This window comes from Pantoea sp. USHLN256 (genome assembly GCF_037149875.1).
GTDB lineage: Bacteria > Pseudomonadota > Gammaproteobacteria > Enterobacterales > Enterobacteriaceae > Pantoea > Pantoea nemavictus.
The window spans coordinates 175658-189617 of record NZ_JBBCQO010000001.1 but is presented as its reverse complement, the minus strand read 5'-3'; the positions used below and the strand labels follow the sequence as shown (position 1 = coordinate 189617).

General features: G+C 53.7%; 12 protein-coding genes and 1 other RNA gene. 10 read left to right on the top strand and 3 right to left on the bottom strand.

Annotated elements, in window-relative coordinates; genetic code table 11:
- Positions 1 to 5 precede the first annotated feature (5 nt).
- The 9 genes from pheT to WFL93_RS00850 all read left to right on the top strand — a co-directional run bounded on the left by pheT (position 6) and on the right by WFL93_RS00850 (position 8790).
- Positions 6 to 2393, top strand: a complete 2388-nt coding sequence (gene pheT / locus WFL93_RS00890) for a phenylalanine--tRNA ligase subunit beta (protein WP_336777077.1) — start codon at positions 6 to 8, stop codon at positions 2391 to 2393.
- Positions 2394 to 2397: 4 nt separating this feature from the next.
- On the top strand, positions 2398 to 2700 hold the full coding sequence (gene ihfA / locus WFL93_RS00885; RefSeq protein WP_007892687.1) for an integration host factor subunit alpha: 303 nt from the start codon (positions 2398 to 2400) through the stop codon (positions 2698 to 2700).
- A 191-nt stretch (positions 2701 to 2891) separates the two neighbouring features.
- Positions 2892 to 3260 (top strand): DUF2502 domain-containing protein, encoded by a 369-nt coding sequence (locus tag WFL93_RS00880; RefSeq protein WP_180823488.1) that lies wholly within the window; start codon positions 2892 to 2894, stop codon positions 3258 to 3260.
- Between the two features lie 90 nt (positions 3261 to 3350).
- Positions 3351 to 4334, top strand: a complete 984-nt coding sequence (gene btuC / locus WFL93_RS00875) for a vitamin B12 ABC transporter permease BtuC (RefSeq protein ID WP_336777076.1) — start codon at positions 3351 to 3353, stop codon at positions 4332 to 4334.
- A 39-nt stretch (positions 4335 to 4373) separates the two neighbouring features.
- Positions 4374 to 4919: a glutathione peroxidase gene (locus WFL93_RS00870; protein WP_180823490.1), complete on the top strand. Its 546-nt coding sequence runs from the start codon at positions 4374 to 4376 to the stop codon at positions 4917 to 4919.
- Positions 4920 to 5666 (top strand): vitamin B12 ABC transporter ATP-binding protein BtuD, encoded by a 747-nt coding sequence (gene btuD, locus WFL93_RS00865; protein WP_336777075.1) that lies wholly within the window; start codon positions 4920 to 4922, stop codon positions 5664 to 5666.
- 69 nt (positions 5667 to 5735) lie between these two features.
- Positions 5736 to 6194, top strand: a complete 459-nt coding sequence (locus WFL93_RS00860; RefSeq protein ID WP_007892697.1) for an NlpC/P60 family protein — start codon at positions 5736 to 5738, stop codon at positions 6192 to 6194.
- 314 nt (positions 6195 to 6508) lie between these two features.
- On the top strand, positions 6509 to 7252 hold the full coding sequence (locus WFL93_RS00855) for an EAL domain-containing protein (RefSeq protein WP_007892699.1): 744 nt from the start codon (positions 6509 to 6511) through the stop codon (positions 7250 to 7252).
- 98 nt (positions 7253 to 7350) lie between these two features.
- Positions 7351 to 8790, top strand: a complete 1440-nt coding sequence (locus WFL93_RS00850) for a protein adenylyltransferase SelO (protein WP_336777074.1) — start codon at positions 7351 to 7353, stop codon at positions 8788 to 8790.
- A gap of 3 nt (positions 8791 to 8793) precedes the next feature.
- On the opposite strand, the gene WFL93_RS00845 is transcribed toward WFL93_RS00850, so the two are convergent.
- The gene (locus tag WFL93_RS00845; protein WP_336777073.1) at positions 8794 to 9843 is read right to left on the bottom strand and encodes a 3-deoxy-7-phosphoheptulonate synthase; all 1050 of its coding nucleotides are present in this window, start codon (positions 9841 to 9843) and stop codon (positions 8794 to 8796) included.
- Between the two features lie 197 nt (positions 9844 to 10040).
- Entirely contained in the window at positions 10041 to 10868 is an 828-nt protein-coding gene (ppsR, locus tag WFL93_RS00840; protein WP_007892708.1) for a posphoenolpyruvate synthetase regulatory kinase/phosphorylase PpsR, read from the bottom strand.
- Between the two features lie 450 nt (positions 10869 to 11318).
- Here ppsR and ppsA point away from each other — a divergent pair, with 450 nt between their 5' ends.
- Positions 11319 to 13706 carry a phosphoenolpyruvate synthase gene (gene ppsA, locus WFL93_RS00835; RefSeq protein WP_049851827.1) on the top strand — a complete coding sequence of 796 codons (2388 nt, stop codon included), beginning with the start codon at positions 11319 to 11321 and terminating at the stop codon, positions 13704 to 13706.
- 99 nt (positions 13707 to 13805) lie between these two features.
- On the opposite strand, the gene rprA is transcribed toward ppsA, so the two are convergent.
- An RNA gene (gene rprA, locus WFL93_RS00830) (antisense sRNA RprA) lies at positions 13806 to 13913 on the bottom strand.
- Positions 13914 to 13960: the final 47 nt, after the last annotated feature.

The following is a 13960-nucleotide window of genomic DNA, read 5'->3' as shown; positions in this document are numbered from 1 at the left end:
ATCCAATGAAATTCAGTGAACTCTGGTTACGCGAATGGGTAAATCCAGCCCTGGACAGCGCTGCGCTGTCTGAGCAAATCACCATGGCCGGCCTCGAAGTGGATGGCGTCGATCCGGTTGCCGGTGCTTTCACCGGTGTTGTCGTGGGTGAAGTGGTTGAGTGCGGCCAGCATCCGAATGCCGACAAACTGCGCGTTACCAAAATCAACCTTGGCGGCGATCGCCTGCTGGATATCGTTTGCGGCGCGCCAAACTGCCGTCAGGGCCTGAAAGTGGCGGTGGCCACCGTGGGTGCGGTATTGCCGGGCGATTTCAAAATCAAAGCGGCAAAACTGCGCGGCGAGCCGTCTGAAGGCATGCTGTGCTCATTCTCAGAACTGGGCATTTCCGACGATCACAGCGGCATCATTGAGCTGCCTGCTGATGCGCCGATTGGTACCGATATCCGCAGCTATCTGCAGCTGGACGATAACACCATTGAAATCAGCGTCACGCCAAACCGCGCCGATTGCCTCGGCATCATCGGTATTGCGCGTGATGTGGCGGTACTAAACGGTTTACCGCTGACCGCGCCTGCCATTCAGCCGGTCAACGCGACGATTAGCGATACGTTCCCGATTCGCGTTGATGCAAGCGCAGCGTGCCCGCGCTACCTTGGCCGCGTAGTAAAAGGGGTGAATGTGAAAGCAGCCACGCCGTTGTGGATGCGTGAAAAATTGCGTCGCTGCGGTATTCGCTCAATCGATCCGGTCGTCGATATCACCAACTTTGTGCTGCTGGAGCTTGGCCAGCCAATGCACGCCTTTGATCTCGACCGCATCGACGGTGGCATTGTAGTGCGCATGGCGAAAGAGGGCGAAGTGCTCACGCTGCTGGATGGTACCGAAGCCAAACTGAGCAGTGATACGCTGGTGATCGCCGATCACCACAAAGCGCTGGCGATGGGCGGCATCTTTGGTGGCGAGCATTCGGGCGTAAATGAAGAGACGCAAAACATCCTGTTTGAGTGTGCCTATTTTGATCCGCTGGCGATTACCGGTCGTGCACGTCGTCAGGGCCTGCATACCGACGCATCGCATCGCTACGAGCGTGGTGTCGATCCCGCGCTGCAGCACAAGGCGATTGAGCGTGCTACGCAGCTGCTGCTGGATATCTGTGGCGGCGAAGCCGGCCCGGTTATCGATCAAACTGACGCAAATGCGTTGCCGCCGCGCGCCACCATCACGCTGCGTCGTGAAAAGCTTGACCGTTTAATTGGCCACGTCATTGCCGACGATCAGGTGACCGATATCCTGACGCGTCTCGGTTGCGAAGTGACGGTGGGTAGCGGTGAATGGCAAGCCGTAGCGCCAAGCTGGCGCTTCGATATGGCTATCGAAGAAGACCTGGTGGAAGAAGTGGCTCGCGTGTACGGCTACAACAACATCCCCGATGTGCCGGTAAAAGCCAGCCTGATCATGACGCAGCATCGCGAAGCCGATCTGTCGCTGAAACGCGCGAAAAATCTGTTGGTTGATAAAGGCTATCAGGAAGCGATTACTTATAGCTTCGTTGATCCAAAACTGCAGCAGCTGCTGCATCCAGGTGAAGAAGCCCTGATTCTGCCAAGCCCGATCTCAAGCGATATGTCGGCGATGCGCCTATCGTTGTGGACCGGTTTGCTGGGGGCGGTGGTGTACAACCAAAACCGTCAGCAGGGCCGCGTGCGCCTGTTTGAGAGTGGTTTGCGCTTTGTACCTGATACACAGGCCGATCTGGGCATTCGCCAGGATCTTATGCTGGCCGGTGTTTTAAGCGGTAATCGCTACGAAGAGCATTGGGATCTGGCGCGTCAGACGGTTGACTTCTATGATTTGAAAGGCGATTTAGAATCGCTGCTGGATTTGACCGGTAAACTCGATGAGATTTCCTTCCGTGCGGAAGCCAATCCGGCGCTGCACCCAGGACAAAGCGCCGCAATTTATTTACACGGTGAACGAATCGGATTTATCGGTGTGGTTCATCCAGAGCTGGAACGTAAGCTGGATCTTAATGGTCGCACCTTAGTGTTTGAACTGCTTTGGAATAAGGTCGCAGACCGCGTCCTGCCTGATGCGCGCGAGATTTCACGCTTCCCGGCAAACCGTCGCGATATCGCTGTGGTGGTGGCTGAAAACGTGCCAGCAGCAGATATCATTGCGGAGTGTAAGAAAGTTGGCGTAAATCAGGTAGTTGGCGTAAACTTGTTTGACGTGTACCGTGGTAAGGGCGTAAACGAAGGTGAAAAGAGCCTTGCGATTAGCCTGATTTTGCAGGATACCAGCCGGACACTCGAAGAAGAGGAGATTGCCGCGACCGTTGCCAAATGCGTTGCGGCATTAAAAGAGCGATTCCAGGCAACCTTGAGGGATTGAACCTATGGCGCTTACAAAAGCTGAAATGTCAGAGTACCTGTTTGAAAAACTCGGGTTGAGCAAACGTGATGCCAAAGAGTTGGTTGAACTTTTTTTTGAAGAGGTTCGCCGCGCGTTGGAAAACGGAGAACAGGTAAAACTGTCCGGATTTGGTAATTTTGATCTGCGTGACAAAAACCAGCGTCCGGGCCGTAACCCGAAGACGGGGGAAGATATTCCTATCACCGCGCGCCGAGTGGTGACATTCCGTCCGGGACAGAAGTTGAAAAGTCGCGTTGAGAACGCGACACCCAAGGATGCTGACTAATTTCAGTACGACAAAAAGGCCGCTTAGCGGCCTTTTTTTTTGCCTGAAAACTGGCCGTTCTGCACGATGTATTCACGATGTAAGGATTGCGTAAGCATCCGGAAAATAGGGTGAAAATCGGTCCGCGCCGATAGTGACTGCGGCAACGCTTTTGTTATAACAGCGCCATCACACAGCAACTGGTTTGAATAATGAAAAAGACCGCACTTTTATTAAGCATCCTGTTAGGCATGCCGCTGTTGGCTAGCGCCAATGTTTCCGTCAACATCAACACGCCAGGTGTTTCTATTCATATTGGCGATCAAGATAAGCGTGGCTACTATTGGGATGGGTACGACTGGCGTGCGCCAACCTGGTGGAAGCAGCATCATAACCAGCGTATTGGCACCAAAGGCCCGCACGGTTACTGGAACGGGAACGGCTGGCAGGCTCAGCATCCAGGCAATGGTGCGCACCGGGATAACCCACGTCAGCCACATCAGCAGCCGCAGCATCACGATCAGCGTGATAAGCAGCAGAAGCATGATAATCACGGCCAGCCGATTCCTCCGCATCAGTAATACACGTCCAGCGGCGCCTTCACAGCGCCGCTTTCTTTTTGCTGTAATCCCTCTACAATCAAATCTCTGTTTTCTCAGCCAATCTTATCTATGACTCTGCTGGATCAGCTTGCCCGTCAGGCAAATCGCCGCAGCCAGCGCTGGCTTATCGCACTCAGCGTGCTGTTAGTGCTGTTGATTGGACTTAGCCTGTGTGCCGGTGACAGCTGGATTTCCCCCACCCAATGGTTTTCGGCCAATGGCGATCTGTTCGTCTGGCAACTGCGCATGCCGCGTACGCTGGCAGTGGTGCTGGTTGGCGCGGCGCTGGCGGTATGTGGTGTGGTGATGCAGGCACTGTTCAACAATCCGCTAGCGGAACCGGGCTTGCTTGGCGTGTCTAATGGCGCTGGCATTGGTTTGGTGATGGGCGTGATGCTCGGTAACGGCTCGTTATGGAGCTTAGCGCTGGCGGCGATGGCTGGCGCACTACTGATTACGCTTCTTCTGCTGCATTTCGCGCGCCAACAGTTATCGGTGAGCCGTTTACTGCTAACCGGCGTAGCGCTGGGCATTATCTGTAGCGCGATCATGACGTGGGCGGTGTACTTTAGCACCAGCCTCGATCTGCGCCAGCTCATGTACTGGATGATGGGCGGTTTTAGCGGCATTGACTGGCGCTATGGCTGGATGATGCTGGCGCTGTTGCCGGTCACGCTGCTGCTAATTGCTACCGCGCGTACGCTTAACTTACTGGCGCTGGGTGAAATCTCAGCGCGTCAGCTGGGTTTGCCGCTGCTGCTGTGGCGCAATTTGCTGGTACTGGCTATGGGTTGGTTAGTCGGCGTTAGCGTGGCGATGGCCGGCGCAATTGGCTTTGTTGGCCTGGTCATTCCGCATCTATTACGCCTCAGTGGTTTAAGCGATCACCGCTATTTGCTTCCGGCGGCAGCGTTGGCGGGTGCGGCGGTACTGCTCGGCGCAGATATTATTGCTCGCCTGGTTTTAACCTCGGCCGAACTGCCGATCGGTGTGGTAACCGCCACGCTCGGCGCACCGCTGTTTATCGTGTTATTAGTGAAGTCTTCGCGCTAGCTTTGGCTGGCAACGTGTTATCAACAACAGGAATCGACTATGAGCATTTATCAAACTGAACTGGTCACGCTGGATGGAGAGAAAACCACGCTGGCAGCATATGAAGGAAAAGTATTGCTGGTGGTGAATGTGGCCTCAAAATGTGGCCTGACGGCGCAGTATGAGCAGCTGGAATCGTTGCAAAAAGCCTGGCAGGATAAAAATTTCAGCGTGCTCGGTTTCCCGTGCAATCAATTCCTCGAGCAAGAGCCGGGCAGTAACGAAGAGATCAAAACCTTCTGCAGCACCACTTACGGCGTTACCTTCCCCATGTTTGATAAAACCGATGTCAACGGTGAACAGCGTCATCCGCTGTATGCGCAGCTGACGGCGGCACAACCGGTTGCGCAGCGTCCGGAAGGCAGCGGGTTCCTCGAACGTATGGAGAGTAAAGGCCGTGCACCTAAAGCGCCGGGCGATATTCTGTGGAACTTCGAGAAATTCCTCATCAATAAGCAGGGCCAGGTGATTGCACGCTTCTCACCGGATATGACGCCGGATGACCCGATCATTCTGAAACGTGTTGAGCAGGCGCTGGCAGAGTAAATGGTGCTGCAGTGCCACGGAGCCAGCGTCTCAGGGCGACTGGCTCCGGTCGAACTTTGCGTCAACGCCGGTGAACTGGTGCACCTGGTTGGGCCGAACGGTGCCGGCAAAAGTACGCTGCTGGCGATGCTGTCAGGCTTGTTGCCGAGCCAGGGCAGCATGCTGATCGGCGGTACAGCGCTGGCGGCGCTTAGCGGGGCGGCGTTGGCGCAGCTGCGTGGCTGGCTGCCTCAGCAGCAGATGGCGCCGGGACAGATGCCGGTGTGGCACTATCTGCGTATGCACATCGCGCTGCTCACGGCTGAAACCGACGTTGTTTTCCAAGACGTACTGGCTCAACTGGGGCTACAAGACAAGCTGACCCGCAGTGTGACGCAGCTTTCCGGCGGAGAGTGGCAACGGGTGCGTCTGGCTGCCGTGGTGCTACAGGTCCATCCGGCGCTTAATCCACGCGGCAAGCTGCTGCTATTAGATGAACCAATGAGTGCGCTGGATGTGGCGCAGCAGCGGGCAGTCGATAAGCTGCTGGCTGAGCTGTGCCGTAGCGGTCTGGCAATCGTCGCCAGCGGCCACGACCTTAATCACAGCCTGCGCCATGCCGACCGCGTGTGGTTGATGCATCGGGGCGAGGTGGTTAAACAGGGCAGGGCCAGCGCGGTGTTAACTGCGGCACAATTAGCGCCACTCTATCAAACTCCGTTTGAACAAATCGATACCGCACAAGGTCCGCTGCTGTTTATTCCCTGACAGAGGATTGCGTGCCGTAGCGCTTTGCCGCTAAAGTGTCAGCCGGACAAGGAATGAAGGAAAACGCTGATGCGGCTGACGATTTTTATTTTGGCACTGTTGCTGGCCGGTTGTAGCCATCATGCACCGCCGCCCAATGGTCGTCTGTCCGATTCCATCACCGTAATTGCCCAGCTCAACGAGCAGCTTAGCCGCTGGCGTGGCACGCCCTATCGCTACGGCGGTTTAAGTCGGGGTGGTGTCGATTGCTCGGGTTTTGTCTATCTCACTTTCCGCGATAAATTCGACATGCAGCTACCGCGTTCGACTATCGATCAAACCGACATTGGTACCCGTATCAATAAAGACGATCTGCTGCCTGGCGATCTGGTGTTCTTCAAAACCGGTAGTGGAGAAAATGGTTTGCATGTGGGTATTTATGATACCGACAACACCTTTATTCACGCCTCTACCAGTCAGGGTGTGATTCGCTCCTCGCTGGACAATGTTTACTGGCGCAAAGTATTTTGGCAGGCGCGTCGCATCTAAACGTGGATCTGTTTGAGCAATAAAAGCGCGAAAAAATAAGGGTTATTCACCCTGAATTAAATCCGAATTGTGCCGATATTTAACTATCATTTAAAATGGCACTTTACCCGCCATTGATTTAATACTAAAAATAAAGCGTAATTTTATTTAATTGGTATGGACATTAACCCCGGCTTATTTGGCTTAAGTATTATTTGCGGCTTAAACCGACGTAATAAGACTGAAAACGGCATCTCTTCAAACGTTTGGTCCTATTGCCTGGTTGTTTTCGTTGATATACGATGCGCCAATTGCCATTGCTTCTGGCTTGTAAAATGAAAGTCCATCTGTCTGCCGACTATCAGTCGGAAACCTGGTTTTATCCAGTTTATTCTCTGACGGGCCAGCTGACTGCGGTCGAGCTGGTTACGCAATTTGTCCACGACAGCGCACCTATTACGCTGCCGCAGGATTTGCTGTTGCCGCAGCTGGATGATGCGCAGCAATTACGTCTGTTACAGAGCCAACTTTCATTGCTGGAAAAGTACCGCGACTTTTTTGAGCTCAATCAAATTATCGCTTTGGTTCGTATTGATGATTCTATGGCAAATACACTTTTAGCCAGCGAGTTTCTGTTAAGAAAATTCAAACAAATTCCTTTTATTGTTTTGGATATCAGCGAAACGTTTCCGCAATTGGCATTGGGTAAATCCCATCCTCTGTTAGCGGCGTTGCAACACGAATTTCGTTTATCGCTTTCACAATTTGGCGCAGGAAAAGCACCGGCAAATGCGGTGTACGATAATCTGTTTAGCGTCCTGAAACTGGATAAAGCCTTTATTCAGGGGTTGGCTAAGCGCGCTTCCTTTACGCCATTTATTCAAACGGTTATCGATACTTTCTCTGATTTTGCAGAGCAGATCATTATTTGCGGTGTCGACGATAATCAAATGATGGAAAAGATGAACACGCTTAGCGGTGCGCAGCTGCAGGGCAGCCTGTTCCCGGTGGTTAAGGCCGAACGCTTGAACGATCTGATTTATTCCGACCTTGATTTACCCACGCCTTCGCAGCAGTAATCCTTTCGCCTGTCTTCCGCGCCGCGTCGGCGTTACACTCTGCTTTATCTTAAAACTCAATGCTGGTGCCTTGTTAAAGTGCACCTTCAGGAGTATCGATGCAATTTACCAATAGCTGGCAGCAAGAATTACCCGGATTCTACACCGCGCTGCCGCCGACGCCGCTGGCGGGTGGACGGCTGTTTTATCACAATGCACCGCTGGCGCAAGAGATGGGGGTAGACGATGCGCTCTTTGCCGGCAACGGCCACGGCGTATGGTCAGGACGTGAGCTGCTGCCCGGCATGTCGCCGCTGGCACAGGTTTACAGCGGCCACCAGTTTGGCGTTTGGGCCGGACAGCTGGGCGACGGACGCGGCATTTTGCTCGGTGAACAGCAGCTGTCCAGGGGTGGCAAGCTGGACTGGCACCTGAAAGGAGCAGGATTAACGCCCTATTCGCGAATGGGCGATGGCCGCGCGGTGATCCGTTCCAGCGTGCGTGAATTCCTCGCTTCCGAAGCGCTGCACCATCTGGGAATTCCCACTACGCGCGCGCTGGCGTTAGCGATTGGTGATGAGCCGGTACTGCGCGAAACGCAGGAGCGCGGCGCGATGTTGATGCGCATTGCGGAAAGCCATCTGCGATTCGGCCATTTTGAACACGTCTATTATGCGGGTGAGCAAGACAAAGTGCGTATGCTGGCGGATTACGCTATTTGCCATCACTGGCCGCAACTGCAGGATGAAGCGGATCGTTATCAGCTGTGGTTCACCGATATCGTGAAACGAACCGCCAGCCTGATCGCGCATTGGCAAAGCGTTGGCTTTGCGCACGGCGTGATGAACACCGATAACATGTCGATTCTGGGATTGACGCTGGATTACGGTCCGTACGGTTTCCTTGACGACTATCAGCCGAACTATATCTGCAATCACAGTGATTATCAGGGGCGCTACGCCTTTGAAAATCAGCCGATGATTGGCCTGTGGAACCTGAATCGACTGGCACATGCCTTATCCGGTTTGCTGAGTACCGAACAGCTTAAGCAGGCGCTCGGCCAGTATGAAAATGAGTTGATGCGCGTTTGGGGTGAGAAGATGCGCGCTAAGCTTGGTTTGCTGACAGCAGATGCCAATGACAACACTATTCTCACCGGCTTGCTGTCACTGATGACCGCAGAACACAGCGATTACACGCTGACCTTCCGCATGCTAAGCGACACCCAACAGCAGGAAACCCGTTCGCCACTGCGTGATGAGTTTATCGATCGCGCCGCCTTTGATCGCTGGTACAGCGACTATCGCCAGCGCCTGTTACAAGACCAGGCCAACGATGAGCAGCGTCAGGCGGTAATGAAAGCAGCCAATCCGGCACTGGTGTTGCGCAACTATCTGGCACAGCAGGTGATTGAAGAGGTTGAGAAAGGCGAGACGACGGCGTTAGCCAGGCTGCATAACGCGTTACAGCAGCCGTTTAGCGATGCGGCCGTTAGCGCTGAGTTGCGCCAACGGCCGCCAGAGTGGGGCAAAACGCTGGAAGTCAGCTGCTCCAGCTAAGCGTTAGTTGAAACGGCTGTCGACTGCGGCAGCCAGTTTCGCCAGCACCTCGGCGCTGTCTTCCCAGCCGAGGCACGGATCGGTGATCGATTGGCCATAGGTTAACGCTTCACCGCTCACCACTTTTTGATTCCCTTCCTGCAGGAAACTCTCAATCATCACGCCGGCAACCGCACGTGAACCCGCGCGGATTTGTGCGGCCACATCATCGGCAACGTCACGCTGACGACCATGCTGCTTCAGGCAATTGCCGTGGCTAAAGTCGATCACCAATTGCTCAGGCAGATTGAAATCGCGCAAATTCGCTGCCGCCGCTGCCACATCTCCAGCGTGATAGTTGGGCTGACGGCCGCCGCGCAGGATCACATGACCATGCGGGTTGCCGCTGGTTTGATAAATGGTCATCTGACCGTTTTTATCGGGTGACAGGAACATATGGCTGGCACGCGCGGCGCGAATCGCATCTACCGCGATCTGTACGTTGCCGTCGGTGCCATTTTTAAAGCCCACCGGACAGGAGAGCGCCGAGGCCATTTCACGGTGAATTTGGCTTTCGGTGGTACGTGCGCCAATCGCCCCCCAGCTGATCAGGTCGGCAATAAATTGGCCGATCACCATATCAAGAAATTCGGTGGCGGTCGGCATGCCCAGCGCATTGATATCCAGCAGCAATTTGCGGGCAATAGCAATGCCGCGATTCACATCGTAACTGCCATCCAGATCGGGATCGGAAATCAGGCCTTTCCAGCCCACGACGGTGCGGGGTTTTTCGAAGTAGGCACGCATCACAATTTCCAGGCGATCCTGATGGCGCTCGCGCAGCACATTCAGACGCTGGGCATATTCCATCGCCGCTTTGGGATCGTGCAGTGAGCATGGGCCGATAATCACCAGCAGACGTGGATCTTCACCGTTTAGAATACGTGCAATGCGTTGGCGTGCCGCGGTGACGTTGGCGGCAATGTCCGCCGAAATGGGGTGTTCATGCGCGAGTGCAGCCGGAGTCAGCAGGCTACCGATGCGCGCGGTGCGCAGTTCATCAGTCTTGTTCATTGAGATTCTCAAAAATGGTTCTTCGCAGCGGTGAAATACCGGGAAGTGATGGTGGTCACAATAAACTAATAGTCTGCGAATTCAACCTGCTAAAAACAAAGGGCATAAAACAAGACGGAAGCCAGGCTTTACGCCCTAAATACAGGTGGATTCTCAGCCCATGAGGTCGCCAAAGTTGGCGACACAACAGAAGGCTGTTAATACATGCTGCGGCTCAGGCCCATGATATCGAGGATTTTGGTGGCGATCTCTTCCACCGAATAGTTGGTACTGTTGAGGTAACGAATCTGGTTAGTGCGGAACAGCGCTTCCACTTCGCCCACTTCCAGGCGGCATTGGCGCAGCGACGCATAGCGGGTATTTTCCGCGCGCTCCTGTCGAATCGCCGCCAGACGCTCCGGATCGATGGTCAGGCCGAACAGCTTATGCTGATGCGCACGCAGCGCCGGCGGCAGCTTCAGGTTATCCATGTCATCCGCGATGAAGGGATAGTTGGCGGCACGCACGCCAAATTGCATTGCCAGGTAGAGGCTGGTGGGGGTTTTACCGCAGCGCGATACGCCGAGCAAAATCACCTGCGCATCCTCCAGGCCACGTAACGAAATACCGTCATCATGTGCGAGGGTGTAATCGATCGCCGCAATACGCGCGTCGTATTTACCCAGATTGCTGGCGGTTAATCCGTGCGTTCGGTGCGCTACCGGCATCGATGCGACGCCCAGTTCGCTCTGCAACGGTGCCACCAGCGCCTGCACGATGTCCTGACAAAAGCCTTCGCTCTCCAGAATAATTTCGCGCACGTCGGGGGTGACAATGGAAAAAAACACCACTGGACGTAGGCCGCTCTGCTGATACAACGCGTTGATCTGTGCTTTAACCGCCTGCGCGCGCTGCACATTCTCCACAAACGGCAGCGTCACGCTATGGGTCATCACCGGGAACTGTGACAGCACCGCATGCCCGAGCACTTCGGCGGTAATGGCGGTACCATCAGAAATGTAAAAGACGCTGCGTTCAGTATTCATAGTGCGAATAATCCTCTTGCGTACCCATGACCAAATTAACAATGACAATATTTCATTTTAAATAATAGTAAAATGAAATATCCATATTGTCCGCTAATGCGCTCACAAAGATGAATAAGCGAATAATCAATTTTAGATGAAATGCTGTTTTGAAAAGCGCTATTTTCGCGCATTTTCCTTTTCGCGCATGAAATAAAGTGTGCAGGCGTTGCGCAACAAAAATCAATCGCTAACCCTCTGAAAAGGGGAAAAATATCGCCACAGCAATCAATTAACCTGAAATAGCCCGGTTGCGCAACTCTGTTAATTCTAAGTACTAATCCTATTTTACCGCTCTTTTCCTGCTTTAACGATTCAACACTTAGTCTTTATTAATCGGTTGTGCCAGGCTGTTTTGGCGAACAGCAAAATGTTCCATGTGTATTCACATCATTTAAAAGGATAATCTCAATGTCCAATCAAGACCAACAGTCGCTAGTGCTCTGGTACAACCAGCTTGGCATGCATGATGTTGATCGGGTGGGAGGTAAAAATGCCTCCCTCGGAGAAATGATTACTAATTTGTCGTCGCTGGGCGTTTCCGTGCCAAATGGCTACGCGACCACATCTTACGCGTTTAATCTGTTTCTCGATCAAAGCGGACTGAACCAGCGTATTTATGATTTGCTGGATAAAACGGATGTTGATGATGTTGCTGAACTCGCGCAAGCGGGTAAACAAATTCGTCAATGGGTGGTCGATACGCCATTCCAACCTGAGCTGGAGGCGGCGATTCGCAGCGCCTACGAACAACTCTCTGCGGATGATGCTGAGGCCTCCTTCGCGGTGCGCTCATCAGCCACCGCCGAGGATATGCCCGACGCCTCGTTTGCTGGCCAGCAAGAAACGTTCCTAAACGTGCAGGGCTATGACGCGGTGATTATCGCAGTCAAACACGTTTACGCTTCCTTATTTAACGATCGTGCCATCTCTTATCGTGTGCACCAGGGCTACGATCATCGTGGCGTCGCGCTGTCAGCCGGTATTCAGCGCATGGTGCGATCGGACCTCGCTTCGTCTGGCGTAATGTTCACCATTGATACCGAATCGGGCTTTGATCAGGTGGTGTTTATCACCTCGGCGTACGGTTTGGGTGAAATGGTGGTGCAGGGCGCGGTTAACCCCGATGAGTTCTACGTGCACAAACCGACGCTGGCAGCCAATCGCCCGGCGATTGTGCGCCGCACCATGGGCTCGAAAAAGCTGCGCATGGTGTATGCCGATTCGCAGGAGCATGGCGAGCAGGTGCGCATTGAAGATGTTGAGCAGGAGCAGCGCGATCGCTTCAGTTTAACCGATGACGAAGTGCAGGCGCTGGCGCGTCAGGCGGTGCTGATTGAGCAGCACTATAAGCGTCCGATGGACATTGAGTGGGCGAAAGATGGCCACACCGGCAAACTGTTTATCGTGCAGGCACGTCCGGAAACGGTACGCTCTAATGGCCAGGTCATGGAGCGCTATACGCTGCAGGGTAAAGGCAAGGTGGTGGTTGAAGGCCGCGCCATTGGTCATCGCATTGGCGCTGGCGAAGTGAAGGTCATTCACGATATTAGCGAGATGCACCGCATTGAAAAAGGCGATGTGCTGGTAACCGATATGACCGATCCCGATTGGGAACCGATCATGAAGAAAGCGTCGGCCATTGTCACCAATCGCGGCGGTCGTACCTGCCACGCGGCGATCATCGCGCGTGAACTGGGTATTCCCGCGGTGGTGGGCTGTGGTGATGCTACCGATCACCTCAAAGATGGTCATAAAGTCACGGTTTCCTGCGCCGAAGGCGATACCGGTTATGTGTATGGCGAGCTACTGGATTTTGAAGTGACCAGCTCGCAGGTCGATACCATGCCGGATCTGCCGCTGAAAATTATGATGAACATCGGTAACCCGGATCGGGCCTTTGACTTCGCCTGCTTGCCAAACGAAGGGGTGGGCCTGGCGCGTCTCGAATTCATCATTAACCGTATGATTGGCGTGCATCCGAAAGCGCTGCTGGAGTTTGATCAGCAAACGCCGGAGCTGCAACAGCAGATTCGTCAGATGATGAAAGGTTTTGACGACCCCATTGAGTTCTACATCGGCCGTCTGACCGAAGGGATTGCTACGCTGGGCGCGGCGTTTGCACCGAAGCGCGTGATCGTCCGCCTCTCTGATTTCAAAACTAACGAATACGCCAACCTGGTAGGCGGCGAGCGTTATGAGCCGGAGGAAGAGAACCCGATGCTCGGCTTCCGCGGTGCCGGTCGTTACGTGGCCGACAATTTCCGCGACTGCTTCAAGCTGGAGTGTGAAGCAGTGAAACGCGTACGTAACGAGATGGGCCTGACCAACGTCGAGATCATGATCCCGTTTGTGCGCACCGTCGATCAAGCCGAAGCGGTGGTGGCGGAATTAGCAAAAAATGGCCTGAAGCGCGGCGAGAACGGTCTCAAGGTGATCATGATGTGTGAGATTCCGTCAAATGCCTTGCTGGCGGAACAGTTCCTTGAGCACTTTGATGGCTTCTCTATCGGTTCTAACGATATGACGCAGCTGGCGCTGGGGCTCGATCGCGATTCCGGCGTGGTGTCGGCTCTGTTTGATGAGCGCAATGATGCGGTGAAAGCGCTACTGTCGATGGCCATCAAGGCAGCGAAAAAACAGGGTAAATACGTTGGTATTTGTGGGCAAGGACCGTCCGATCATCAGGACTTTGCCGCATGGCTGATGGAGCAGGGCATTGATAGCCTGTCGCTCAATCCGGATACCGTAGTGGAAACCTGGTTAGGTTTAGCTGAGCTGAACGCCGCGAAACATTAACCAAACGGTAATTTTGACGTATCGGGCATGAATCTGATGCGTTGAGGTTAAAATCATTAAGGTCAGCACTGCTGGCCTTATTTTTTGCATTAATAACAGACAAAAAAAAGCCCATCACAGGGGATGGGCAAAGACTACACACAGCAATTCTTCACTTTACTCAGGGGAATAAGGTTGTTTAAAAATCAGTAGCTTGATTCCAAACATAGGAAACATGTTATTGATCAGGCTCGCTGGCGTCTTTAAGAATCCTC